The sequence below is a fragment of the Neisseria sp. genome, assembly GCF_030530745.1.
Lineage (GTDB): Bacteria > Pseudomonadota > Gammaproteobacteria > Burkholderiales > Neisseriaceae > Neisseria.
The window spans coordinates 22,189-47,917 of the sequence record NZ_JAUMUI010000013.1 but is presented as its reverse complement, the minus strand read 5'-3'; the positions used below and the strand labels follow the sequence as shown (position 1 = coordinate 47,917).

26 protein-coding genes are annotated in these 25,729 nt (G+C 56.2%); 11 read left to right on the top strand and 15 right to left on the bottom strand.

The genetic code is table 11. The annotated features are described in order from the left end of the window. Positions 1-253 precede the first annotated feature (253 nt). On the bottom strand, positions 254-1,627 hold the full coding sequence (locus Q3970_RS06510) for an FAD-binding oxidoreductase (RefSeq protein WP_303099784.1): 1,374 nt from the start codon (positions 1,625-1,627) through the stop codon (positions 254-256). A 124-nt stretch (positions 1,628-1,751) separates the two neighbouring features. Next, on the bottom strand, positions 1,752-1,991 hold the full coding sequence (locus Q3970_RS06505; RefSeq protein WP_303099783.1) for a hypothetical protein: 240 nt from the start codon (positions 1,989-1,991) through the stop codon (positions 1,752-1,754). Between the two features lie 482 nt (positions 1,992-2,473). On the opposite strand from Q3970_RS06505, the gene Q3970_RS06500 reads away from it, so the two are divergent. After that, entirely contained in the window at positions 2,474-2,953 is a 480-nt protein-coding gene (locus Q3970_RS06500) for a peptidylprolyl isomerase (RefSeq protein ID WP_303099782.1), read from the top strand. 183 nt (positions 2,954-3,136) lie between these two features. Here Q3970_RS06500 and Q3970_RS06495 read toward each other — a convergent pair whose 3' ends face one another. The 9 genes from Q3970_RS06495 to pyrF form a co-directional block, all read right to left on the bottom strand. Then, positions 3,137-3,991: an RnfABCDGE type electron transport complex subunit B gene (locus tag Q3970_RS06495; RefSeq protein WP_303099781.1), complete on the bottom strand. Its 855-nt coding sequence runs from the start codon at positions 3,989-3,991 to the stop codon at positions 3,137-3,139. 160 nt (positions 3,992-4,151) lie between these two features. Further along, positions 4,152-4,871 (bottom strand): GntR family transcriptional regulator, encoded by a 720-nt coding sequence (locus tag Q3970_RS06490; protein WP_303099780.1) that lies wholly within the window; start codon positions 4,869-4,871, stop codon positions 4,152-4,154. Between the two features lie 86 nt (positions 4,872-4,957). After that, positions 4,958-5,374: an OsmC family protein gene (locus Q3970_RS06485; RefSeq protein WP_303099779.1), complete on the bottom strand. Its 417-nt coding sequence runs from the start codon at positions 5,372-5,374 to the stop codon at positions 4,958-4,960. Between the two features lie 3 nt (positions 5,375-5,377). Next, on the bottom strand, positions 5,378-5,872 hold the full coding sequence (gene rraA, locus Q3970_RS06480) for a ribonuclease E activity regulator RraA (RefSeq protein ID WP_303099778.1): 495 nt from the start codon (positions 5,870-5,872) through the stop codon (positions 5,378-5,380). A 153-nt stretch (positions 5,873-6,025) separates the two neighbouring features. Further along, complete coding sequence (gene rfaD / locus Q3970_RS06475; protein WP_303099794.1) at positions 6,026-7,027, bottom strand: ADP-glyceromanno-heptose 6-epimerase; 1,002 nt, start codon at positions 7,025-7,027, stop codon at positions 6,026-6,028. 41 nt (positions 7,028-7,068) lie between these two features. Next, on the bottom strand, positions 7,069-7,650 hold the full coding sequence (locus tag Q3970_RS06470; protein ID WP_303099777.1) for a zeta toxin family protein: 582 nt from the start codon (positions 7,648-7,650) through the stop codon (positions 7,069-7,071). A 148-nt stretch (positions 7,651-7,798) separates the two neighbouring features. Then, the gene (locus Q3970_RS06465; protein ID WP_303099776.1) at positions 7,799-7,981 is read right to left on the bottom strand and encodes a hypothetical protein; all 183 of its coding nucleotides are present in this window, start codon (positions 7,979-7,981) and stop codon (positions 7,799-7,801) included. Positions 7,982-8,016: 35 nt separating this feature from the next. Further along, on the bottom strand, positions 8,017-8,979 hold the full coding sequence (gene rfaE1 / locus Q3970_RS06460; protein WP_303099775.1) for a D-glycero-beta-D-manno-heptose-7-phosphate kinase: 963 nt from the start codon (positions 8,977-8,979) through the stop codon (positions 8,017-8,019). Positions 8,980-9,050: 71 nt separating this feature from the next. Beyond that, on the bottom strand, positions 9,051-9,788 hold the full coding sequence (gene pyrF / locus Q3970_RS06455) for an orotidine-5'-phosphate decarboxylase (protein WP_303099774.1): 738 nt from the start codon (positions 9,786-9,788) through the stop codon (positions 9,051-9,053). A gap of 362 nt (positions 9,789-10,150) precedes the next feature. Between pyrF and mnmC the strand changes: the two genes are divergently transcribed. Next, entirely contained in the window at positions 10,151-11,788 is a 1,638-nt protein-coding gene (gene mnmC, locus Q3970_RS06450; protein ID WP_303099773.1) for an FAD-dependent 5-carboxymethylaminomethyl-2-thiouridine(34) oxidoreductase MnmC, read from the top strand. An 82-nt stretch (positions 11,789-11,870) separates the two neighbouring features. On the opposite strand, the gene Q3970_RS06445 is transcribed toward mnmC, so the two are convergent. From Q3970_RS06445 to Q3970_RS06430, 4 genes are all read right to left on the bottom strand, one after another. Continuing rightward, positions 11,871-12,305 carry a biopolymer transporter ExbD gene (locus Q3970_RS06445; protein WP_303099772.1) on the bottom strand — a complete coding sequence of 145 codons (435 nt, stop codon included), beginning with the start codon at positions 12,303-12,305 and terminating at the stop codon, positions 11,871-11,873. Positions 12,306-12,308: 3 nt separating this feature from the next. After that, positions 12,309-12,968, bottom strand: coding sequence for a MotA/TolQ/ExbB proton channel family protein (locus Q3970_RS06440; RefSeq protein WP_303099771.1), 660 nt, complete (start codon positions 12,966-12,968; stop codon positions 12,309-12,311). Positions 12,969-13,051: 83 nt separating this feature from the next. Beyond that, a complete protein-coding gene (locus Q3970_RS06435) occupies positions 13,052-14,014 on the bottom strand; it encodes an energy transducer TonB (protein WP_303099770.1) in 963 nt (320 codons plus the stop codon). A gap of 160 nt (positions 14,015-14,174) precedes the next feature. Continuing rightward, entirely contained in the window at positions 14,175-14,639 is a 465-nt protein-coding gene (locus Q3970_RS06430; protein ID WP_303099769.1) for an Rrf2 family transcriptional regulator, read from the bottom strand. Positions 14,640-14,724: 85 nt separating this feature from the next. On the opposite strand from Q3970_RS06430, the gene Q3970_RS06425 reads away from it, so the two are divergent. The 9 genes from Q3970_RS06425 to Q3970_RS06385 all read left to right on the top strand — a co-directional run bounded on the left by Q3970_RS06425 (position 14,725) and on the right by Q3970_RS06385 (position 25,634). Next, entirely contained in the window at positions 14,725-15,087 is a 363-nt protein-coding gene (locus Q3970_RS06425; RefSeq protein WP_303099768.1) for a hemerythrin domain-containing protein, read from the top strand. A gap of 102 nt (positions 15,088-15,189) precedes the next feature. After that, positions 15,190-16,344 carry an NnrS family protein gene (locus tag Q3970_RS06420; RefSeq protein ID WP_303099767.1) on the top strand — a complete coding sequence of 385 codons (1,155 nt, stop codon included), beginning with the start codon at positions 15,190-15,192 and terminating at the stop codon, positions 16,342-16,344. A gap of 277 nt (positions 16,345-16,621) precedes the next feature. Continuing rightward, positions 16,622-17,665: an N-acetyl-gamma-glutamyl-phosphate reductase gene (gene argC / locus Q3970_RS06415; protein WP_303099766.1), complete on the top strand. Its 1,044-nt coding sequence runs from the start codon at positions 16,622-16,624 to the stop codon at positions 17,663-17,665. A gap of 161 nt (positions 17,666-17,826) precedes the next feature. Continuing rightward, positions 17,827-18,135, top strand: coding sequence for a Grx4 family monothiol glutaredoxin (gene grxD, locus Q3970_RS06410; RefSeq protein WP_303099765.1), 309 nt, complete (start codon positions 17,827-17,829; stop codon positions 18,133-18,135). A gap of 146 nt (positions 18,136-18,281) precedes the next feature. Beyond that, entirely contained in the window at positions 18,282-18,938 is a 657-nt protein-coding gene (gene queC, locus Q3970_RS06405; protein ID WP_303099764.1) for a 7-cyano-7-deazaguanine synthase QueC, read from the top strand. Further along, positions 18,935-19,372 carry a 6-carboxytetrahydropterin synthase QueD gene (gene queD, locus Q3970_RS06400; RefSeq protein ID WP_303099763.1) on the top strand — a complete coding sequence of 146 codons (438 nt, stop codon included), beginning with the start codon at positions 18,935-18,937 and terminating at the stop codon, positions 19,370-19,372. The genes queC and queD overlap by 4 nt, the downstream gene beginning before the upstream one ends. Next, entirely contained in the window at positions 19,360-19,731 is a 372-nt protein-coding gene (locus Q3970_RS06395) for a DUF1304 domain-containing protein (RefSeq protein ID WP_303099762.1), read from the top strand. Before queD ends, Q3970_RS06395 begins: the two co-directional genes overlap by 13 nt. Positions 19,732-19,761: 30 nt before the next feature. Continuing rightward, positions 19,762-25,005, top strand: coding sequence for a RecQ family ATP-dependent DNA helicase (locus Q3970_RS06390; protein ID WP_303099761.1), 5,244 nt, complete (start codon positions 19,762-19,764; stop codon positions 25,003-25,005). After that, positions 25,002-25,634, top strand: coding sequence for a 7-carboxy-7-deazaguanine synthase QueE (locus Q3970_RS06385; RefSeq protein ID WP_303099760.1), 633 nt, complete (start codon positions 25,002-25,004; stop codon positions 25,632-25,634). The genes Q3970_RS06390 and Q3970_RS06385 overlap by 4 nt, the downstream gene beginning before the upstream one ends. The last annotated feature ends 95 nt before the right edge of the window (positions 25,635-25,729 follow it).

Sequence of the window (25,729 nt, the reverse complement as noted above, 5' to 3'; positions counted from 1 at the left end):
CAGGTAGCGAAATGTAGTAGGAAAAAACGGCGGTAAAAATACTGCCCCGCCACAAAAAACAGGCGTAAAATAATTAATTTGCGCGGATTCAAACAGGCCGTCTGAAAAGTTTCAGCTCCGCAGAAACTGCATCCGCTTGTTTTTCAAACGGCCCGGATTTTTGCAGAAACCAATGGGGTTATTTTGGCAGACAGGGCATTTCAGGGTGCCTGACCGTTTTTTTTTCGCAGACCACATGCCGTCTGAAACAAAACTACGGCAGCAATTTACCCGGATTCATAATGCCGCGCGGATCAAGCTCGGCCTTCACAGCCCGCATCAGGGCGATTTCCGCCGCACTGCGCACGCTCGGCAGCCATTGCTTCTTCACCATGCCGATACCGTGCTCCGCCGCCACCGTTCCGTTACAGGCCAACACATTTTCATACACCACGGCATTCACCGCATCTTCATATTCATATACACCGTTATCCAGCACGCCAGGCAGGAAGGTATTGTAGTGCAGGCTGCCGTCGCCCAGATGGCCGAACACCACGATATTGATGCCGGGAAAGGCCGTTTGAAGCGCAGTTTCACAATCGGCCACAAACCCGGCCGCTTTCTCAATCGGCACCGCAATATCGTGTTTGATACTGGCGCCAAGATTGCGCTGCGATGCGGAAATATTTTCCCGCAACGCCCACAAGGCTTGGCGTTCGGCTTCGGATTGCGCCGCCACGGCATTGCCGAAACCGTGCGCCAGCAAAAACTCCGCCAACTCTTCACCCAAGCCGCCGCTTTCCATCGAGTCGGCCAACTCCAGCAGAATATGCCACGGCGCATCAACCGGTTGGCCGATACGGCTGAAATCGGACGACAACGACAACGCAAAACGGCTGACCAGTTCGAAGCTGCACAAACGCTCGGCAAAGCAGCCCTGCACCAGCGTAAGCAGTTCCACCGCCCGCCCTATCGAATCCACCCCCACCCACACGGTTTCAACGGTTTTCGGCAACGCAAACAGTTTCAACGTCGCCCCCGTTATCACACCCAACGTGCCTTCACTGCCGATAAACAGATGGCGCAAATCATAACCGGTGGTGTTTTTATGCAGCGGGTGCAGGTGCGAAACCAATTCGCCGTTTGGTAACACCACTTCCAACCCCAACACCAAATCGCGCATAGTTCCATAGCGCAACACATTCAAGCCGCCCGCATTGCAGGCGATATTGCCGCCGATTTGGCACGACCCTTCGCTGGCCAAACTCAACGGAAACAGCCGCCCTGCCCCCGCCGCCGCTTCCTGTACCGTTTGCAGCACCACACCCGCATCCACGGTAACGGCATTGTCGGCCAAATTAATACTGCGGATTCGGTTGAGTTTGGAAAGGTTCAGCAACACCCCGCCCTCGGGTACGGCAGCTCCGCACAACCCCGTGTTGCCGCCCTGCGGCGTTACCGCTATCCGGTTTTCAAAACAAAACCGCATCAACTGCTGCACCGCAGCCACACTTTTAGGCTGCACCACCGCATCGGCCGTGCCTGTATAGCGGCGGCGCTGATCGGTCAGCCAGACGGATGCGTCTTCTAAGATTTCGTCTGCACTTAAAAATTGCAGCAATGCCGTTTTGATATGTTGCGGATTCATAATTCGGGCCGTCTGAAAAACGAAAAACCTTTCTAAGAAGGTTTCGGAAAAGATAAGGGGCTGTCCAAAACAAAAAACAGGATACATTGTATCCTGTTTTTTACCGCATATTTCAAAAATACGCTTATTGGGCTTCTGAAGCTGCACCGGTAGCAGAAGCAGCAGCGTCAACAGCAGTGTCGGCAGCAGAAGCAGCAGCAGATTCAGCTTCGGTTGCAGCATCGGAAACTTCAGAAGCAACCGCATCAACTGCAGAAGCAGCTTCGTCGGCAGCAGAAGCGGCAGCTTCGGGAGCATCGGCTTGCTGACCGCAGGCGGCCAGGAACAAAGACATCAGAGCAGCGGCTAACAGAGATTTTTTCATTTTCAATACCTTTTAAATCGATTTAAAACAAAATCGGCACAGGCGCGAACCCGGCCTCATATGGGAAAGAAATTCATTACTGAATTGCTGCGGCATTATGCCCGACCTCTCCGGCCGATGCAATGCAGCCGACAACCCAGCTAATCATGAATATGGTAGCTTAGTCATATCAAAGCGGGAATAAGTTCAATATAAATTGCAAATTTCTGCTTTATTTTTGTAATGAAATTAAAGTTTGCATTGAAATTTCAAAAATTTAAATAATTTGATAACAAATAAAACTATTTTTATAATTATTTCGAATTATTTGCCACAACGCCCGCACCAAGTAGCAAAAATACAACATTTGCATAAATTTTAGTATACCCGGCTTGATTTCTCCCTGCAAATTGAAACCAAAAATACAGCCGCTAATGTGTTACAATCATCAAAGTTTTATCGAAGAAACCGAATTTTCAAAGCAAACAAACAAGGACCTCAGCATGGCTATCCAAAAAAATTCTGTTGTTACCCTGCATTACGAGATGTTTGACGCCGACGACCAACTGCTCGACAAAACCGAACAACCCATTACCTACCTTCACGGCGGCTACGACGGTATTTTTCCGCTGGTGGAAGAAGCGCTGCATGGAAAAGAAACAGGTGATGTGGTAGATATTGTTTTACAGCCCGACGATGCTTTCGGCGAGCAAGACCCCGGATTGGTGCGTATCGAAGATGCAGATGTGTTTCCCGTTGAAGTGGAAGTGGGCATGATGTTCGAAGCCGACGACCCCGAAACCGGCGACGTGTGGGTTTACCGCGTAACCGATGTGGCCGACGGCAAAGCCGTAGTTGACGGCAACCACCCGCTGGCCGGCATGAAAATCCGCTTCAAAGCCACGGTTGACAGCGTGCGCGATGCCAGCGAAGAAGAAATCGCCCATGGCCATGTGCACGGCGAGCACGGACACCATCATTAACCGAGCCGGTTTTCCAAACAGCAACAGGCCGTCTGAAACTTTCAGACGGCCTGTATCGTTATAGTGCGGCATCTTTCAAAACCGGCAACTGTAAATCACTATAAGAAAAGCGTACGCCATACTCGGGCTTAGTCCGAATATGGCAATACTGCGGTTTAAGTTGATTGGCAGTGGCGGACAAACCTAATCGCGCTTGGCCGCTTTAGCCTCCTGTTCGGCCTTATATTGCCGCAGAAACACCAATGCCGCCGCTTTCTCTTCTTCCGTGCCGTATTGCAAATCGCGCTGCGCGCGGCGGTAGGCGGCGCGCTCTTTGGCCTCTTCCAACTGCTTTGCCTGATAAACTTCGCGGTTGGCCGACACCACCCGTTGCGTTTGCTGTGCTTGGGCGCGCGCCATCGCCTGTGCAATCAGGTCGGCCGGACTGAACGAGGGAGCGGCCGTCCGCGTCGTGGCGGCCTGCCCTGCCGCTTTGGCTTTAACGGCGGCTTCCCGTTCGGCCAAGCGGGCTTTTTTCTCCTGCAAGTCTCTCGCCGTGCGCTTTTCGTGCCAGGTAAAACGGGCGCGGGCATATTCGGCTGCGGCTTGGCGCGGATTGCCGCCGTGTCCGCCTGCGTGCGCCAGCGGCAGAAAACCGGCCTTTACCGGCTGCATATGGATGCAGTCGACCGGGCACGGTACCACACACAATCCGCATCCCGTGCATTCGTTGCGGATAACCGTGTGCATCTGTTTGGACGCGCCCATAATGGCATCAACCGGGCAGGCTCTGATGCAGGCCGTGCAGCCTATGCACGCGGTTTCGTCTATCCATGCCAGTGCTTTTTCCTGGATTTTGGCGGGCTTGAGCGGCGGCCTGCCGAGCAGGCCGGCAATATCCAGCATAACAGCCTCTCCGCCCGGCGCACACAGATTGATTTCAGCCCCTCCTTCGGCCAACGCCCGTGCATAGGGCAAACAACCCTGATAGCCGCATTCGCGGCATTGGGTTTGCGGCAGCAGTGAATCCAGCTGCCGGATAAGGTGTATGTCAGTCATTTGAAAATATGGTTTTGAAGGAATCAAGCCATCTGAAACCGTTTCAGACGGCCTCGTTTCACCCCCAGATAACATGCTCTTTTTGAAATTTACAAAATTTGTGCGGCTCTTCAATAGAGTGATGGCGTAACGGCTTGCCTGTGTGGCAAGGCATAAGGGTTTATTCTTCTTCCAAACCGAATTTGCGCAGCAGGCGCACCTGGCATTGGCCCAAGTGTTTGCGCATCATTTTGCAGGCGCGGTTGCCTTTGCCCGCTACCACCAGATCGAGGATTTCCCGGTGTTCGCAATAGGTGTGGCGCAGGCTGTCTTTGGGGGCGTCGAAAACGGCGATAATCAGTGAGGAACGGGCACACAGGGTGTTGACGATATCAAGTAAAACCTGATTATCAAGCAGGCGCGCCAACTCCACGTGAAATGCGTTGGAAAGGCGGTTCCAAGCCACACGATCGCCACGTGCGAAGGCGGCTTCTTCCCGCTCTATCAAGGCATACAGCGGTTTGGTACGCTCGGCCAAATCGGGCTGCTCAAGCAGCATATTGATAACGGTTTCTTCTAAAGCGATGCGCATTTTAAATACGTCTTGGGTTTCTTTGGCATCAGGAACGTGCACGAACGCGCCCCGGTTCGGCTGCAAATCAACGATTTTATCGTGTGCCAGCAACGATAAGGCACCGCGCACTGTACCGCGCGAACACACCATCTGCCGGCACAGATCGGATTCGGTCAGTTTGCGGCCGGGGCGGAGCTGGTGGTCGGTGATTCCGTCGAGAATCCGGGCGTATACCCTGAACAGCTCGGAATCGTGCCTTTCTTCCATTGAAGCGGAAGCTGCGGGAGCGTAAAACATGTTGTTGGTATTATTGCTGTTTTCAGTCATACTGCGTTTCTTTGTTTCAGAGTCGGTACAGGCAGGTTTCAAGGCCGTCCGAACGGTTTTTCAGACGGCCTTAACCGACGGAATCTTTATACCTCGATCAGTTCGAAGCTGTGCGTTACTTTAGCCGCCTTGCCCAGCATAATCGAGGCAGAGCAGTATTTTTCGGCCGACATCTCCACGGCTTTGGCAACCGCGCTCTCTTTGAGGTTGCGGCCGGACACTTTGAAATGGATATGGATTTCGGTGAATACGCGCGGGGCTTCGTCTGCCCGTTTGGCGGTAACGGCGGCTTGGCAGTCGGTGATGTTTTGGCGCTGTTTTTCGGCAATCATCACCACGTCGATGCTGGAACAGCCCGCCACGCCCAATAACAGCATTTCCATCGGGCTGGGGCCGCGTTTGACGCCCCCTTCCGCCGCCGCGCCTTCCATCACTACGCTGTGGCCGTGCTCCGTGGTGCCGATAAAGCACATCCCGTCAATCCATTTTGAAGTTACCTGCATGTTTTATTCCTGATGAAACGGTTGTTCCGACACCAAAATGCCGTCCGAATCACTGTATAGATAATGTCCGGGCGTGAAAGTTACGCCGCCGAAGCTGACCGGCACGTCCACTTCGCCCGTGCCTTCCTTGCCGCTTTTGCGCGGGTTGGTGCCCAATGCTTTCACGCCGAAATCGAGGGTGTTGAGTGCTTCGCTGTCGCGTATGGCACCGAAAACCACCGCCCCCGCCCAGCCGTTGGCTGCTCCCGCACCGGCAATCATGTCGCCCATCAGCGCGCTGTATAAATCGCCGCCGCCGTCCACCACCAGCACTTCGCCGTCGGAATGGGTGTTCATCAGCTTTTTAACCAAACCGTTGTCGCGGCTGCACTTTACCGTGCGGATTCTGCCGCAGAAGCGGTAACGGCGGCCGAAATGGCGCAACTGGGTTTCGCACGACGGGGTGTCGGGCGCAATGTCGATCAGGTCGGAGGTGGCAAAATCGTATTGGTTGCTCATGTTTTCTCCTTGTGTTTACAGGCTTCAGACGGCCTGAAAATCTTTGGCGGGATACGCCTTAAAATGGCGCGCAATGCCGAAAATGCAATACATGGCCGTCTGAAAACATTAATTATAAAAGATTTTTACCGTTCAGACGGCCTGCCGCGCTTGCTAAAGGTTTTCCAGCATCCACTGCACATAGCGGCTCACGCCTTCGTTTACGTCGAAAAACGCGCCGTCGTAGCCCGCTTCGCGCAGGCGCGAGATGTCGGCTTCGGTGAAACTCTGGTATTTGCCCTTGAGCGCATCGGGGAACGGGATATAGCGGATAAGCTCTTCTTTTACCAGCTCTTCCAGCGTCATCGCTGCTTTGCCTTCGGCCGAGCGGCAGGCGTTGACGGTGGCGGCGGCCAACTCGTTAAACTGCTGGCTGCGGCCGGTGCCGAGGTTGAAAATGCCTGATTTTTCGGGGTGGTCGAAGAAAAACAGGTTTACTTTTACCACGTCTTCCACGCTCACAAAATCGCGGGTCTGCTCGCCGTTGCCGTAGCCGTCGTTGGCGCCGAACAGGTTAACGTAGCCGTTTTCGCGGTATTGGTTGAAGTGGTGGAAGGCCACCGACGCCATGCGGCCTTTGTGCTGCTCGTGCTGCCCGTAAACGTTGAAATAGCGGAAACCCACCACCTGCGCGGTCAGCCCCTCTTTCATGCGGCGGCGCACCACTTGGTCGAATTGGAATTTGGAATAGCCGTAAACGTTGAGCGGTTTTTCCAGCTCGCGCTCTTCGCGGAATATTTCGCCTTTGCCGTACACCGCCGCGCTGGAGGCGTAAAGGTAGGGGATGCGTTCGTCTTGGCACCAGTCGAGCAGGTCGAGGCTGTATTGGTAGTTGTTGTCCATCATATAGCGGCCGTCGTGCTCCATGGTGTCGGAGCAGGCGCCGTCGTGGAACACGGCTTCGATGTCGCCGTAGGGCAGCTCGTGCTCGCGCACTTGGCGGATAAACTCGTGTTTGTCGAGATAATGGGCGATTTCGCACTCGGCCAGGTTTTTGAATTTTTCGCCGCGCGAGAGATTATCGACGGCAACGATGTCGGTGATGCCGCGCCGGTTTAAGGCTTGAACGATGTTGCTGCCGATAAAGCCGGCGGCGCCGGTTACGATGATGGTCATGATTTTTCCTTTCGGGTGGCCGTCTGAAAAGGCTCGTGTTTTCAGACGGCCGTTAATGTTTGTATCAGCTTCTGCACCCATGCGGGTTGTGTGTCGGTTTGCAGATAAATTTTACCGTCGGCGATATATAGCACCAACGCCAATTCTGCTCCGGAATTATCATAAAGATACGCTTCGTCGGCCAATTGTAGCGCCACGGTCAGATTGGCGTGGCTTTCGATGAAACGCTTGCGGATGACCCTGCTGTCTATCGGATAGCCGCCGCTGCGGATGCGCGACTGTACGCGTTCGATATGCAGATCGGCGGAAACCAGCCCTATATAGTTCAAAATAACATGAAATCCCTTATCTTTGGCCTGCCGCATACGCCGCAACACCGAAACACCCGACAGTGTGGATTCCATGGAAAACGAAATATCATTATTTAAGGCCGTCTGAAAAAGTTTTAACGCCTGCCGCCCTGCCTCCATATCTGCAGCCCGCGGGTTGGCAGGATTAAGCTCGGCGGCGATATGGTCGGAATCAATCACCACCGACACGGCATCGTGGTTCAAACCGCGCAAAGTGGTTTTGCCCGCACCGTTGGTGCCGCAATAAAATACCGCCCTAGGGTCTGTTGACAATTGGCCGGCGAAGCGGTTTTTTGAGGCAAAAATCCGCGTATGCAAGGCAAAAAGCGCAGCAAGGTTGAACACCTTGCGAGCATTTTTAACGCCGCAGACGGGGATTTTTGACCAAAAACACCGCCGTTGCGTTAATTGTCAACAGACCCTAGCCTGCTTCGGCCTCATGCACAATCTCCGTATGCCCGTCGGGGTGGTGCAATACGATGTTGCCTTTTTCATCGGCAAACGCCAATATTTCGTGTTTGGCTTTTTCGGCTATCCATGCGCGGTGGGCCGCCTGCAATTCAGCCTGCTTGCGTTTGATTTTTTCCAAATCGGGTTGGTGCACAGCATTATTCCTTTCAAGGCCGTCTGAAACCGCCGTTATTCCTTTTCGAGCGCTGCTCTCAGCTCGTCAAACGAACATACTGCCGTGCCCAGTTTGGCCACCACCACGCCAGCGGCAGTGTTGGCGATGTGCATGGCTTCGGGCAGGCTGAAACCGGCGGCCAGCCCCAAGCCCATGCTGGCGATGACGGTGTCGCCTGCGCCGGACACATCATAAACTTCCTGCGCCCGCGTGGGCCGGTTGACTATTTCGCTGCCGCTAAACAGGGTCATGCCCTCTTCGCTGCGGGTGAGCAGCAGGGCTTCGAGTTCGAGGTGGCGGCGCAGGTGCTGCGCTTTTTCGGTCAGCTCGGCTTCGCTGCGCCAGCTGCCCACCACTTCCTTCAGCTCGGCGCGGTTGGGCGTGAGCAGGGTGGCGCCGGCGTATTTTTCGTAGTCGTCGCCTTTGGGGTCGATCAGCACGGGTTTGCCGGCCTGGCGCGCCCATTCTATCATCGAGGCAACGTGCAGCAGGCCGCCTTTGCCGTAGTCCGACAGAACCACCACGTCGTATTCGGGCAGCAGAGCGCGGTATTGGTCTTTTACCGAATCAAGGATTTCGCGGTGCGGCATCTCTTCAAAGTCGAGGCGGATCAATTGCTGGTTGCGGGCAACCACGCGCAGTTTCACGGTGGTGGCGATTTCCGAATCACGCACCAGATGGGCGGCCACGCCGTCCTGCCGCATCAGGCCGTCGAGTACGTCGGCGGCTTCGTCGTTGCCGGTTACCGACAGCAAGGCGGCCTGCCCGCCCAGCGAGGCAACGTTGCGGGCAACGTTGGCGGCACCGCCGGCGCGCTGGTCGGTTTTGCCGATTTTGGCCACGGGCACGGGGGCTTCGGGGGAAATGCGCGATACGTCGCCGAACCAGTAGCGGTCGAGCATCACGTCGCCCACCACCAGCACGCGTGCTCGGGCAAGGCGGGTTTTGAGGGTTTGCGGGTCGGTTGGGAATAGCATATCGATCAAATCCGTTTCTTTGGGTTTCAGACGGCCTCTGCCTAAACTTTTAACATCAGGCCGTCTGAAAATCAGCGCATGGCTTGGGCGGCCTCATTGATTTCACGCAGCACGGCCACGGGGTCGGCGGCCCGGGTAACGGGGCGGCCCATCACCAGATAGGTGGAGCCGGCCGCCAGTGCCTGAGCCGGTGTCATGATTCGGCGCTGGTCGTCGCTGTTGCCCGCCACGTCAAGGCGGATGCCGGGCGTAACCAGCACGAAATCACCGCCCAAACCGCGGCGCAGTGGGGCGGCTTCGTGGGCGGAACACACCACGCCGTCCAAACCCGAGCTTTGCGCGAGTTCCGCCCAGCGCAACACCAATTCTTCCACAGGCGCGTTCAGGCCGATTTCGGCCAAATCGGCCGCTTCCATGCTGGTAAGCACGGTTACGCCGATTAACAGCGGTTTGTGAGCCTGATTGGCCACGGCTTCGGCGGCGGCTTCCATCATGCGGCGGCCGCCGCAGGCGTGCATATCTACCATCCACACGCCCATTTCCGCCGCCGCGCGGCAGGCTTTGGCCACGGTGTTGGGAATATCGTGGTATTTCAAATCGAGAAACAGCTCGAAGCCCTGGTTGATCAGGCTTTCGGCCAAGCGGCGGCCGGTGGCGGTAAACAGCTCTTTGCCGATTTTCAAGCGGCATAAAGACGGCTCGAGCCTGCGCACAAACGCGAGCGTGTCGTGTTCGTTGGCAAAATCCAGCGCCACAATCACGGGTGCGCGTGCAGGTTCGGCGTTGAAGTCGGCGATTAAGGGATTCATAACGGTTCCGTTTGGTTGTAGCGGATTAACTTAACTTTCGCGAAGGCTCTGCTGCGCCTTAGCTCAAAGAGAACGATTTTGTAAGCCGCTGAAGCGGCAACAGAATCGGTTCCGTACTATTTGTACTGTCTGCGGCTTGCTGCCTTGTATCGAAAATGTGTGAATCCGCTATATGGGCCAGACGGCGGCAGGAGCGGTTTCACTATACAAACCGACACAAACCGACAGATTTTCCCAATCCGCCTCAAGGCCGTCTGAAACAATAAAATCGCCCTGATTTTAACAGCTTTTCCGCGCACTTGGGCGGTATGCGGCCGCAGCGCGTGCTAAAATCGCCTTTCTTTTTTCAGACGGCCTGATACATGAACTACCTTGCTTGGAACCGCCCGCCTTCATTATCAGAACTCTCTTGCGCCATCACCGCACACCCCAAACCGCTGTATCTGGTTGTATGCCTGTCCGACAACACCCTGCCCGTATTCAGGCCGTCTGAAACGCCTTCAGCACAAGAAACTACATTAAGCCAAGCCATCGGAAGCAAACTCGGCTGCATTCAGTTTAACGCCGCCAATGCGCTATACGATATTCTGCCCGACGTGCATTTGTGGCTGATGCCGTCTGAAACCGCCCGCCGCCTCAGCGAATATTTCCCGCAACCCGTGCAATGGCAAACCGAAGCCGTGCCGCAACTGCCGCCGCCAAACGTCAAACCGTGGTTCAAACCACCCGAACGCCGCCCCGCAACCCGCGCCGTCGTTATCGGCGCAGGCATCGCCGGTGCCGCCACCGCCCGCGCGCTGGCGCGGCACGGCCTGCCTGTTACCGTGCTCGAAGCCGCCGAACCGGCCAACGCCGCCTCGGGCAACCGCCAAGGGCTGCTGTATGCCAAGATTTCGCCGCACAACACCGAGCAGACCGAATTATTGCTGTGCGGCTACGGCCACACCCACCGCCTGCTCGACGCCCTGCTGCCCGCGCAGGAAAACTGGGGCGGCAGCGGCGTGCTCCATCTCAATCATAACGAAGAAGAAACCCGCCGCAATCTGGCGCTCTCGGCGCAAACCCACCACGCCCACCTCTACCGCCCCGTTTGCGCCGAAACGGCCTCGCAACTGGCCGGCATCCCCCTCACGCAAAGCGCGCTTTATTGGCCGCAAGGCGTGTGGCTGAACCCGCCCGCGCTGGTAAACGCCCTGCTCGACCATCCCTTGATAGAGCTGCACACCCGCACCCCCGCACTGGCCGCCGGATACCGCAACGGCGTATGGCAGGTAGAAACCGCCGCGCAAACCTTCTTCGGCAGCCATATTATCTACTGCATGGGCGCACACAGCCCGCTGGCCGCCGCAGCCGACGTATCCGCACTGCCCTACCGCCTGATCCGCGGCCAAACCGACCTGGCCGCCGCCACGCCCTATTCCGCCGCCCTGCGCTGCGCCCTTTCCGCCGCCGGCTACATCAGCCCCGCATGGCAGGGCGCGCACTGCTTCGGCGCCACCTTTATCCAGCACGACACCGGCAGCGAATGGCGCGCAAGCGATGCCGAAGCCAACCGCCTCACTTTGCGCGAACTGGATGCCGAACTGGCCGGAAATTTATTTTCAGACGGCCTGAGTCCGAACAGGCCGTCTGAAAACCGTGCAAACGGCCCCGCACAACCTTTGCAAGGCCATGCCGCCCTGCGCTGCGACAGCCCCGACCACCTGCCGCTGGTGGGTGCGCTCGGCGACATCTATACCATGCAGCAGGCCTATGCCAAACTCGCACTCGATAAAAACTACCGCATCCACACGCCCTGCCCCTATTTGCCGGGCGCCTACATCAACACCGCCCACGGCAGCCGCGGCCTTGCCACTGCCCCCGTCTGCGCCGCCGCCGTCGCAGCCGACATTCTCGGCCTGCCCAATCCGCTGCCGCAACGCCTGCGCAACGCGCTCTCACCCAACCGCACGGTTATCCGCGCGATTATCCGAGGGCGGCCGCTGCTGGCGGAAGCATAATCCTGCACGGTATCGGGTTCCATACGGCAAAGGCCGTCTGAAAATATTTTTTCAGACGGCCTTTGCCTGCTTTCAAACAGAATTATTTGCCCGAATCGGTTTCGGTGATAAACCCGATTTTGCTGATGCCGGCTTCGCGTGCCGAATGCAGGGCTTGGGCAACCGAATCGTATTCCACACGCTTGTCGGCGGCAATCGCCACAATCACATCAGGGTTGGCCGCTTTGGCCTGCCTGAGCTGTTCGGTAATTTCTTCCAAACCCAGCTTGGTGGCGGATTCCGCACCGAGCACATAAGCCCCCTCGGCATCAATGCTCAAGCGCAGCGGCTCTTTGGGCTGGGTTTCCTGTTTCACGTTTTCCGACGCAGTGGGCAGTTGCAGCGGAATCGAGTGCGTAAGCACGGGCATGGTAATCATAAACACAATCAGCAGCACCAGCATCACGTCCACCAGCGGGGTAACGTTGATGTCGGCCATCGGCGCATCGTCGCCGGAATTCATCGAACCGAATGCCATGGCTTAATCCTCTTGGTTTAACAGTTGAACGTGGAAATCGTGGGCGAAAGCGTCCATATCCTGCGCCAGCGTTTTGTTGCCCCGCACCAGAAAGTTGTAGGCCAAAACGGCCGGAATCGCCACAAACAGGCCGGCGGCGGTAGCCACCAAGGCCTCGCCGATGGGGCCTGCCACGGCGGCAATGCTCATCTGGCCGCTTTGGCTGATGTTGATTAGGGCGTGGTAAATCCCCCAAACCGTGCCGAACAGGCCGATAAACGGTGCGGTGGCGCCGATGGAGGCCAGCGCGGTCAGGCCGCTGTCGAAGGGGCGCAGGTTTTGGCTCATGCTGTTGCGGATCTGGGTAACCAGATATTCGTTGAGCGGCACGGCTGCGGCAAGCTTCGCCCCCTGCCCGTTGCGGTAATTCTGCCGCGCCCGCACGGCCTCCTCCGCCAGCGTGCTCACCGGCGATTCGACGGTTCGGGCTTTCTGCACTGCTTCATCGAGTGAGGCGGCATTCCAAATCAAAGGCTTGACCGCCGCATTGCCTTTTTTGGCCTTATTGAGCTTGACGGCGCGTACGATAATCACCGTCCAGGTAACGATGCTCATCAGCACCAGCAGCAGAAATACGCTGATTAATACGTAATCGCCTGATTCAAAAACCAATCCTAAATTCATTGTTGTTTATTCCAAAAAGAGTTGATGATAAGTTAATTATGACGGCTAGCCGCCTTACATAAAATTCAGCCGGCCTGTTTTATTTAGGGCAAAGCAAATACTATTGTGCCCTGTCCTTGATACCATTTGCCTTTAGAGTCGCAAGGATATTTGCGCACAAGATTCTTTGCCGCTCGATCCAAACTGGGGAAACCGCTGCTTTTTATTATTTTGATATTGGTTATCTGATTGCTCGGGGATATCGTAACTATAAATGTTACCGACCCTTCTTCACCATTTTCTTGGGAACGTTGCGGATAGTCTTTTTCGCTGGGTTGGCGGACGGAACAGACACCTTTAACCGGATTGCCCGCGCTGCTTCCCGCGCCGCCGCCGGCAATTTCACCGCTGCCGCTTCCGCTTCCTGTTTTGCTGCCGCTGCCTTCACCCTTTCCGGTTCCGCGCCCTTCGCCGCTTCCCGATCCGCTGCCTTTGCCCTGTATCTTGGCATAGCCCGTGCCGTCGCCGCTGCCGCCTTTTTCCCGCACGGGGCCTGCGGCAGGTTTGTCGGCGGCGTTTTCTGCGGTTTTCTCGGCAGGCGGGGCTGCCGGTTTTTCAACGGGCTTCTCCACCGCCTTTTCTACGGGCCGCTCCACCGGCTTGGGCTGTTCTGCCGATTCGGCTTTAACTTTCTCCACCGGCTTCGGTTTGGGGGTTTCTTTGGGTTTGGAAATATCGGCCTGCGCTTTTTGGGTGATTACCGGTTTTAATTCCTGTTTGGGCGTTTCTGCCGGCTTGGGTTTGGGTTGCGGCTTGGGGGCTTCTTTAGGTTTGGGCGGTTCGGGCTTGGGTTTGGACTCGGGCTGGGCGGCCGTTTCGGGGGCGGGCGCGCCCGCTCCTTCAACTTGGCCGTCTCCGCCGCCGAAACCGCTCAAATCGACGAATTCGATAGTCTCCATATCAATCAGCGGCAGCGGCCTGCCCTGCCACAGCAGGGCCATCAGGCCGATATGTAAAAAAGCCACCAGCGCGAACGTGGAGGGGGTTAAGAAACGTTCATTTTTCATAGCGATGGCATGTTAATAGCTATTATTATTGTTTGCAACCCAAATCTTAAAGATTTGTAACAAAGCGGCAGATTTTTACATTTCAGGCGTTTACTCAAACAAAACAATAACTAATGTGATATAGGCCGTCTGAAACATTTGGGATTGCCGGGAAACGGGCTCAGTTATACCCGGCAGGCAGAAAGCCGGCAGAAATTTCGGTTTTCGGAATATAAAGCAGATCGTAAGTCGGCTTGTTGAGCAGGTCGGCAAGGGTAAAGCCGTCGAGATAATTTAAAAAGGCTTTCATTGCTCCGCCGAGTATGCCCGCCAAACGGCAGCCCGGAGCAATCAGGCATTGGTTGTTATCGCCCATGCATTCCACAAGCTGCATGGGCTCAAGGTGGCGCACTACCGCGCCGATGTTAATCTGTTCGGGCGGGCGGGAAAGTTTGAGGCCGCCGCCTTTGCCGCGCACGCTGTCGAGAAAGCCGCCTTTAACCAGCGCGGTAACCACTTTCATCAGATGGCTTTTGGAGATGCCGTAGGTATCGGCGATGGTGCCGATATTAGCCAGTGCGTCGTCGTTGATGGCGGTGTAGATCAATACGCGCAGGCCGTAATCGGTGTGTTGTGTAAGATGCATAATCGTTTAAGCGGGTTTGACTTGTTTACATAGTAAGTTTCATAATATATGAAACTTATAAAATAATCCAGCACAAGGCACCGCCGTGAAACCCCTCAAACGCCACCCCGACTTAATCGAACGATCGCACGAACACCACCACACCCTTGCTTTGTGCGTGCGTATCCTGCGCAGCCCGGCCGACAACCACCGGGCTGATATTGAAGCGCATATTCCTGATTTGCTGAATCACTTTGAAGCAGAAGAAAAACAGTTCGCCCCGCACTGGCACCAACTTGATGCCGCACTGCGTGCGCGTTTCGAGGCCGAGCATGCGGCCTTGCGCGCCATGATTGCCGATCCGCAATACGGCAGCGAACCGTGGAACAGGGAATTCGCCCAAACCCTGCGCGATCATGCCCGTTTTGAAGAGCGTGAGCTGTTTCCCGCCGTCGAGGCATTTTTATAAGCCGGACAAGTCGGATTTCAGACGGCCCGGCAGTTCACTTGGAATTTCAGGCCGTCTGAAAAAACCGTTTCATGCATCCAGCAACAATCTTTAGGAACCACCATGAATATTTTCTTCAGACACCCCGTTTGGGCAATGGCCTTCAGGCCGTTTTATCTGCTGGCTGCGCTGTTCGGGGCGCTGTCGGTTCTGCTGTGGGGCTTCGGTTACCAGGGCACGGCGGCACTGCCCTCTTTTTTCTGGCATGCCCATGAAATGATTTGGGGTTATGCAGGCGCGGTGGTGGTGGGCTTTCTGTTAACCGCCGTCGCCACTTGGACGGGGCAGCCGCCCACGCGCGGCGCTGCGCTGGCCGGCTTGGCCGCCTGCTGGCTGCTGGCACGGCTGGCACCGTATGTGCCCGGAGGCACGGCTGCGGGCGGTGTGCTGGGAACGCTGTTTTTCTGGTATGCGGCAGTGTGTATGGCCATACCGGTTATCCGCAGCCGCAATTCGCGCAATTATATTGCCGTGGCCGCATTGTTTGTTTTCGGTCTGACCCATGCGGTATTCCATCTTTACCTGCAGCCGTTTCAGGCTGCCTTCCTGCGAAGCGGCCTGATGGCGGGTTTGATGATGGTGGCGGGGTTTATCGGTTTGGTGGGTATGCGCATCATGCCGTTTTTTACCGCCAAACGTTTGAATATCCCGCAAGTTTCCAGCCCGGCGTGGGTGGCTTGGTCGGCTTTGGTGCTGCCCATGCTCTCGGCAGTGCTGACGATATTCCAAACCGCGCCGTCTGCGGCTGCGCTGGCCGCGCTGGCCGCAGGGATAATCAGTCTGGTGCAGGTGTTCCGCTGGTGGCACAAACAAGTGTTGCGCGAACCCATGCTGTGGGTTTTGTTTGCGGGCTATCTGTTTACCGCACTGGGCTTGGCGGTGGCGGGCATTGCACAATGGCTGCCCGCCTATTTGAGCCTGGGTGTGCATTTGATCGGCGTGGGCGGCATCGGCCTGCTGACACTCGGTATGATGGCGCGTACGGCGCTGGGCCACACCGGCCACCCGATTTACCCCGCCCCTGCGCCGATGCCGCTGGCTTTTTGGCTGATGGCGGCCGCTGCCGTGGTGCGCACACTGGCCGCTTTTGCGGGCAGTACGGCCTATACCCACAGCATCCGCCTGTCGGCCGCGCTGTTCGCCGTGTCGCTGCTGCTTTACGCATGGCTCTATATCCCGTGGCTGGTGGTGCCCAGGGCGGACGGCAGGCCGGGCTGACGGCGCATGTTGGAAAAGTTATCAGAACTGCTGCAACAGTTTCAGGCCGTCTGAAAAACGGCCTGTGCTTTTCAGACGGCCCCGGCACATTGTAAACTGACCCGCCCTGCAACCGATATTCAAGGATTCATCAAGTTTCTTTTTCGGTTGAGACCCCGCCATTTATGGCGGTAGAATTTGGGTTTATCGGGCAGGGGTGTAACCCCTTCCCAATCAGGGCAACACGTAGGGCGGCGCTTTATGTGTCGTCCTGTGTGTTGAAACATAAGGATTCATTATGCAAAACCGCATCAAAGCCGGCATTGTCGGCGCCACCGGCTACACCGGTGTAGAGCTGCTGCGCCTGCTGGCCGCCCACCCGAACGTTGACGTTTGCGCCGTAACCAGCCGCAGCGAAGCCGGCACCGCCGTGGCCGATTATTTCCCCAGCCTGCGCGGGGTGTATGACTTGGCGTTCCAAACGCCCGACGAAGCCGGTTTGGCACAATGCGACGTGGTGTTTTTCGCCACCCCCAACGGCGTGGCCATGAAAGAAGCGCCCGCGCTGCTCGAAGAAGGCGTGCGCGTGGTGGATTTGTCGGCCGACTACCGCCTGCAGGATATTCCCGTTTGGGAAAAATGGTACGGCATGGCGCACGCAAGCCCCGAAACCGTTGCCCGTGCCGTGTACGGCTTGAGCGAAATGAACCGCGACGGCATCGCCCGGGCGCAACTGGTGGCCAACCCCGGCTGCTATCCCACCTGCGTTTCCCTCGCCCTTTTGCCCTTATTGAAAGCAGGCCGTCTGAAAGAAAACATGCCGCTGATTGCCGACTGCAAATCCGGTGTTTCCGGCGCGGGCCGCAAAGCCAACGTGGGCACGCTGTTTTGCGAAGCGGGCGACAACTTCAAAGCCTACGGCGTGGGCGGCCACCGCCACCTGCCCGAAATCAAACAAACCATCAGCAGCCTGCAAAGCAACGTGGCCGAAGGCTTGGTGTTCGTGCCCCACCTCACGCCGATGATACGGGGCATGCAGGCCACCATGTATCTGCACCTGCACGAGGGCACCGACCCGCACGAGATCTTGGCCGGTTTCTACCGCAACAGCCCGTTTGTCGACATCATGCCGCCCCTCAGCACGCCCGAAACCCGCAGCGTGCGCGGCGCCAACCTCTGCCGCATCAGCGTGCAGCAGGCGCCGCAAAGCAGCGTGTGGATTGTGCTGTCGGTTATCGACAACCTTGTGAAAGGAGCGGCAGGGCAAGCCGTGCAAAACATGAACATCATGTTCGGCTTCAGCGAAGAAGCCGGCCTGAGCAATGCGCCGCTGCTGCCCTAAACCGGCAAAGCGCGTATCGTGCGGATTCACTTAACTTCCGCTACGGCGTTGCTGCGCCTTGCCGTACTATCCGTACTGCCTGCGGCTTGCTGCCTTGTATCGGAAATTAATTGAATCCACTATAATCTTATCTTTACACCCATAACTTTCAGGAACCGAGCATGAGCATCCAAGAGCAGATTAAAGAAGTGGTTACCACCCACCGCGTGGTATTGTTTATGAAAGGCACCAAGCAGTTTCCGCAATGCGGCTTCTCTTCGCGCGCCGTGCAGCTTCTGCAAGCCGCAGGCTGTGAAGACTTCGTTACCGTTAACGTGCTGGAAAACGAAGCCGTGCGCCAAGGCATCAAGGAATACAGCAACTGGCCGACGATTCCGCAACTGTATATCAACGGCGAATTCATGGGCGGCTCGGACATCATGATGGAAATGTTTGAAGCCGGCGAACTGCAGGAAGCCTTGAAAGCATAACCGTACACCATGCTTGATTAAAACTTTCAGGCCGTCTGAAAAAATGCTTTCAGACGGCCTGAAACCTTTAATCGGTTATAATCGCCGTTTTCTTCGCCGCACGCGGTTCGCAATCCATCCCGCGACAACAAAACTAGGAACCCGCCATGAACCCTCAAAAAGCCGTGGTCGTCTTTTCAGGCGGCCAGGATTCCACCACCTGCCTGATTCAGGCCATCCGCCGATACGGCAACGACAACGTTGAAGCCATCACCTTCCGATACGGCCAGCGCCACGCCATCGAGCTGGAACGCGCCCGCTGGATCGCCCAAGATTTGGGTGTACGCCAAACCGTGCTCGATTTGAGCCTGATGCAGCAAATCACCCATAACGCGCTAATGGACGAAACCGCCGAAATCCAAGCCCCCGCAGGCGGTGTGCCCAACACCTTCGTCGACGGCCGCAACGCCCTGTTTCTGCTGTACGCCGCCATCTACGCCAAAAGCCGTAACGCCCGCCACCTGATTACCGGCGTGTGCGAAACCGACTTTTCCGGCTACCCCGACTGCCGCGACATCTTCATCAAATCGATGAACGTTACCCTCAATCTGGCGATGGACTACGATTTCCAAATCCACACACCGCTGATGTACCTCACCAAAGCGCAAACCTGGGCGCTGGCCGACGAGTTAGGCTGTTTGGACTATATCCGCGAACACACCCACACCTGCTACCACGGCGTGGCGGGCGGCTGCGGCGAATGCCCGAGCTGCGTGCTGCGCGAGCGCGGTTTAACAGAATACTTGGCGGGCAAAACAGCATGAAAATCACCAAAATCTTCACCTTCGATTCCTCCCATATGCTCAACGGCCACGACGGCAAATGCCAAAACCTGCACGGCCACACGTATTCGCTCGAAATCACCGTTTCAGACGGCCTGATCGAAGCAGGCACCAAAGCGGGCATGGTGATGGATTTCGCCGACCTGAAAACCATTGTCAAACAAACCGTTATCGAGCCGTTCGACCACGCCTTCATCTACCACGGCGGCAACGCGCGCGAAAGCCAGATCGCCGCCTTGCTGGAGGGCTGGCAGATGAAAACCCTGCGCCTGAACCGCCGCACCACCGCCGAAAACCTGAGTGTGGAGATCTACGGCCGTCTGAAAGCCGCCGGCCTGCCCGTGTGCAGCGTCAAACTGTGGGAAACCCCCACCTCGTGCGCCGAATATGAAGGAACTGAACCATGCAAACCTTAGCAACCGTATTGGCCTTAATCGTGGCCGCCGAACATTTTTATATTATGTATCTCGAAATGTGCAAAATCCCCAGCCCGCAGGCCGCGCGCATTTTCGGCCTGCCCGAAGAATTTATGCAGCAAAAGCGCGTGCAGGTGATGTTCAGCAACCAAGGGCTGTATAACGGCTTTCTGGCCGCCGGCATCGTATGGGCGCAGTTTTTCGCGCCGCAAAATGCCCGTGCCGAAGCCACCTTGCTGTTTCTCGGCTTTGTGATAACCGCCGCCCTTTGGGGAGCCGTTACCTCAAACAAAGGGATTCTCATCAAACAGGGCTTGCCCGCGCTGTTGGCGTTTCTGGCCACCCCAGTATATGCTTAGGCCTGTCTGAAATATTTTCCATAATAAACAATGAACAGCCACATTACTCCGCCAATTTTGATTGTCGATCTGGAAATCCATCCGCAAACGCAGCGGCTTTTGCAAATCGGTGCGCTGCGCCCCGATACGGGGGTGCAATACGAAAGCCCAAAATTACACAGGGCATCGGATGTTCAGACGGCCTTAGCCCGTTTGGAAGAAATGGCGCAAGGTGCGGATTATGTGATGGGCCACAACATCATCGGGCACGATTTGCCTTATCTGCGCCAAGCTGCGCCCCAATCGCTGCTGCATCCGCTCAAAGTAATCGACACTTTACGCCTCTCGCCGCTGGCTTTCCCGCAAAATCCTTACCACCGCCTGATTAAAAACCATAAACTGATCGCTTCGGCACTTAATTCGCCGCTGGCCGACTGTTATGCCTGTTGGCAGCTGTTTACCGATCAATGTATTTCTTTCGCTAAATTACGCGAAACGGCGCCGCAAGAGTTTGCCGTATACCGCCGCTTGTTCGGTGAACTGCCGTTTTCAGACGGCCGCCATATCCGTTTGGTATCAGATGAGCCGCTATTGAGCCAAGATGCCCTCAAGCAGGCGGTTTTACAGATGTTGAGCGATGCCGACGGAAGCGGCGGCGGCAAATCGTTACGGGTCTGCATGACCCGTTTGGCGCGTTTGCGTTCGCACGATTTAGCCGATGAAAAATTACAGATACCGCTGGCGTATACGTTGGCGTGGTTGAAGGTGTCCGGCGGTAATTCGGTATTGGCACCGTGGGTGCGCCACCAATTTCCCGACAGTGCCCGTCTGATCCGCGAATTGCGCGACCACGACTGCGGTAATCCTCATTGCCGTTATTGCCGCGAAATTTTAAACCCGACGGCGCAACTGATCCGTTATTTCGGGCAAGACGGTAAAATTTCTTCGTTTCGCGCCGTGCAAAATGTGGAGGGCGGGCAGGAAGCCATTGTGAAAGCCGGTATGAAAGGCGAGCATCTGCTGGCGGTACTGCCTACCGGCGGCGGCAAGTCGCTGTGCTTCCAACTGCCGGCGCTCAACCGCTATTTCCGCAACGGCGGCCTAACCGTTGTGGTGTCGCCGTTGCAGTCGCTGATGATGGACCAGGTATACAACCTGCAACGGCGCGGCATTACCGGCGTAGCCACGCTAAACGGCATGCTGTCGGTGCCTGAACGGGCGGATGTGTTGGATAAAACCGCTTTGGGCGATGTGGGTATTCTGTTTGTCGCGCCGGAGCAGTTTCGCAACGGCAGTTTTATCCGCGCCATCGAACACCGCCAGATCAACGGTTGGGTGTTCGACGAAGCGCACTGCCTGTCGAAATGGGGGCATGATTTCCGCCCCGATTATCTCTATGCCGCCAAATTCATCAAAAGCAGGCTGCCTGAAAACGCAGTGCCCGCCCCCGTCAGCTGCTTTACCGCCACTGCCAAGCCTGATGTTCTGGCCGATATTACCCGCCACTTTGGCGAAGAGCTGGGCATCGAATTCAAACAATTTATCGGCGGCAACGAACGCAGTAATTTGTCCTACGAGGTTTTGGACACGCCGCGCGAGAGCAAGCACCAGCGTATTCACGAGCTATTAAGCTGCGAATTGGGCGGCCAAAGCGGCGGCGCGGTGGTGTTTGCCGCCAGCCGCAAGCGCACCGAAGAAATCAGCGAATTTTTGAAAATGCAGCAGTGGGCGTGTTCGCACTTTCATGCCGGTTTGAAGCCCAATGAGAAAGCCGATATCCAGCAACGGTTTATTGACGGCGGCTTGCGTGTGATTGTGGCCACCAATGCTTTCGGTATGGGCGTGGACAAACCCGACGTGCGCTTGGTGATCCATGCCGAAATTCCCGGCTCGCTGGAGAACTATTTGCAGGAAGCCGGCCGTGCCGGGCGCGACCAGCAGCAAGCCAAATGTGTTTTGCTGTTCGACAGGCAAGACATCGACACCCAATTTGGCCTGAACAAATCGTCGCAGCTGGAACGGAATGATTTGAGCCAAATCTGGAACAGGCTCAAACGGCTGAACCGTGCGGACGAGCTGGTGGTCAGCAGCGGCGAAATTTTGCGCGACAGCAGCGAATACATGAGTTTCGACAGCGACGACAATATGGCCGACACCAAAGTGAAAACCGCCGTCGCCTGGTTGGAGCGCTCCGGATTATTGAGCCGCACCGAAAACCGCACCCGCATTTTTCCCGCCCGTTCAGGCCGTCTGAATATCGGACAGGCGCTGGCCAAAATCGAACAAGCCGATCTTTCCCAACGCAAGCGCGAAATCTACCAAACGCTGGCCGAAATCATCTATCAGGCGGCGGATAACGAGGCCGTGAGCACCGATACGCTGTCCGCCGCCACCGGCTGCGGTTATGAGGAACTGCGGGGGATGCTGCTCGAAATGGAACAACTGGACATTTTGAGCAACGACACCCACATCACCGTCAACATCCGCACCGACTCCGCCCGGCCTGCCGAAAAACGGCTGAATGAAGTATTGGCACAGGAAGAAACCGTATGGCAGGTGTTGAAAAACGAAATTCCTGATGCCGACAGCGGTATCTGGCAAAACCTTTCGCCCTCGGCGCTGTGCCGTGCCGCCCGCGAAACCGGCAGCGGAAACGAATGGCATCCGAATGAAATAAAACAGCTGTTGCGCGCGCTGGCGCAAGACAAAGACGCCCGCAAACACAGCAGCGGCAGTTTCGAAATCAAAGATTATGGCAACGATATGCTGAAAATCCGCTTTAAAAACCAAAGCGACAGCTGGGAGGAAGTAACGGAACGCGCCGCCTTGCGCCGGCAGATATGCCGAACCGTGCTGCCGTTTTTAATCGGCAAAACCGGCGGCGTGCGCAGTAAAGATGCGGTGGCGGAAACTACGTTCGGCGAACTGAAAACACTGTTGGATCAAGATTTGGCCTTGGCGGCGCAAATTCCGGCCGATAAGCGTGAAACGCTGCTCAACCAGGCGCTGCTGTTTATGCACAAACAGGAAGTATTCAAACTCAACCACGGCATGACCGTGCTGCGCCACGCCATGACCCTGCGCCTCAATCAGGATGCCGTTGCAGCCAAAATCAAATATCTGCAGCGCGATTACCAACCGCTGCAGGATTTTTATGACGAAAAGCGTTTCCAAATCCACGTGATGCTGGAATATGCCAAAAAAGCCCTCGAAAACATCGGCAATGCTTGGAAGTTGGTCGGCGATTATTTCGAATACAGCGAGAAGGAATTTAAAAACAAATGGTTTAAAGGCCGTCTGAAAGAATTGGAAGAGAATGTTTCCAAAGAAAGTTACAACAGAATTGTCGGCGGCCTGAATGAGGTACAGCGTAAAATCGTTACTGAAAAACAGCCGAAAAACCGTTTGGTGCTGGCCGGCCCCGGATCGGGCAAAACCCGCGTGATTGTGGCACGGGCGGCCTATCTGCTCAAAGTGCAGCATATCGACCCGGCCGCCATTATCGTGCTCACCTTCAACCGTCATGCGGCGCAGGAAATCAAACGCCGGTTGTTTGAACTGGCCGGCCATACGGCCAACGCCGTTACCGTGTTAACCTATGACAGCATGGCCATGCGCCTGCTGGGCGTCCGTTTCGACAAGCCCACCGCCAAAGCGGCCGGAGACGACATCGGCAGCCAGCTGGAAATCTGGTGCGCACAGGCCGCCGCCCTGCTTTCAGACGGCCCGGGCAGCGATGCCTCAGAAGATGGTGCGCGCGACCGGATTCTGGCAGGTTTCCGTTATATTCTGGTTGACGAATACCAAGACATCACCGAACGGCATTACCGGCTGGTTTCTGCGCTGGCAGGAAGGCAATTGGCTGAAGAAGACGACAAACTCACCATTCTGGCCGTGGGAGACGACGACCAAAATATCTATGCTTTCAACGGCAGCAGCAATGAATATATCCGGCGTTTCTGCCAAGATTACCAAGTCGGACAGCCCGACTTTCTCACCTTCAACTACCGCAGCAGCCAACACATTATCCAAGCCGCCAACAGCGTGATCCAGGCACAGCCGGGCCGTCTGAAAAGCCTGCACCCGATCGTGATTAACCCCGAACGCCAATCGGCACCCAAGGGCGGAATTTGGTCGGCCAAAGACCCCGAACGGCAAGGCCGCGTACGCATCATTTCGTTGCCGGGCAACGGCAGCCGCCGTGAAAAAAACAACCGGCAGGCGCAGGCGGTTGCTGCCGAAATCAGCCGTTTGCAGGCGTTTGGGGCGCAAGCGTCGGAAATGGCCGTTTTGGCCTTCCACAATGAAACCCTGCTGCCGGTTCAAGCGTGGTGCGAACAAAACCATATCGCCTATTTCAAGAAAAGCAGTCTGAGACCGAGCCGGCTGCGCCAGTTTGTCCGCCTGATAGAAGACGTTGAAGCCAAAGCCGCACCGAACCTTTCCGCCACCGATTTTGTCAGAATCGTCCGCGAACAACCCGTCTGCCCGGGCTGGCAACAACACTTTGCCGAAATGGCTGACGATTTTGTTGCGGAACACAGCTTCACGCCGTCCGAACATTCGGCCGAAGCCGATATATATTACAGCGGCGGGTACCTCAAATCATGGCTGTACGGCTATACCGGCGAATTGGAGGATATCCGCAGACAAGGGCTGTTTATCGGCACCGTCCATTCCGCCAAAGGTTTGGAATTCAAACACGTTTTTATTTTAGACGGCGGCTGGGAACATTCGGATAACAACGGTGAAAACAGGCGCCTGTTTTATGTGGGCATGACCCGTGCCATTGAAACGCTCACCCTGCTGCATACCGGCACGCAACACGCCTGGCTGCCGTTGCTGTCGGATGCAGAAACTGTGCAGCAATCTTTCGGACACCGCCCGGATTGGGACACCGAATACCGTACTTTAGAATTAAAAGAGCTGGATATCGGTTTTGCCGGCCGCGACCGGCAACGGCCCGCCCAAACCGCCAATATCAAAAACCGCCTGCGGGCCATTGCCGGCCTGCAAACCGGCAGCCGTCTGAACATACGCGCAAACGGAGCGGTGTATGAGTTTCTGGCAGCAGGCGAAGTGGTGGCACGCACGGCCAGACAAGCAAATTTACCGCCGCTGCCGCCCGATACCGAAGCTTGCGCCGCCGAATTTTATGTACGCTACCGAGATCAGGAAGATACTGCCTACCAAGAAGCCTATCCTGCCGATTTGGATCGGTGGACGGTAGTGGTGCCGCAGATTGTTATCAAACCGAACCTGTTAACCGACAAATCCGAACAACTTAAAAAATGACCGAAATCCTCCCCGAAAACCCCGCTTACCGCATCGTCGAAATTTTCGAGAGCCTGCAAGGCGAAGGCTACAACACCGGCATGAACGCCATGTTTATCCGCTTGGGCAAATGCAATCTCGCCTGCGCCTGGTGCGACACCGATTACCTCACGTTCACGATGATGAGCCTTGCGGACATTTTAGGCCGTCTGAAAAGTTATACCGCCCGCAACATCATCATCACCGGCGGCGAACCGACCATACAGCCTCATTTGGAAGTGTTGCTCGATGCCTTGAAATCAGCCGGCTACCGCCTGTATCTGGAAACCAACGGGTTAAATCCCGCACCGCCGCAAATCGATTATGTGGCCGCCAGCCCGAAAGCCTGCTATGCGGCCAAGTATGAAAAGCAGTGCATCAAACAGGCGGACGAAGTGCGCATCGTGGCCGACGGCGACGTGCTGGCGTTTTGCGCGGCGGTGGAACAGAAAATCCGCGCCGAACATTATTATCTTTCGCCCTGCGAGCAAAACGGCGAAATGAATATCTACGACACCATCCGCCAAATCGGCCTGTTAAACAGCCGCCCCGATGCCGCCGTGCATTGGCAGTTGAGCGTGCAGGCGCACAAATGGGCGGGGATTGAGTGAGCAGATAAAACGGCGGAAAGAAACAGGCCGTCTGAAGCCCCCCGGCCGCCGTCATAAATATACTGTACACCTTCCGCGAAGGGCAGCCGCCACCG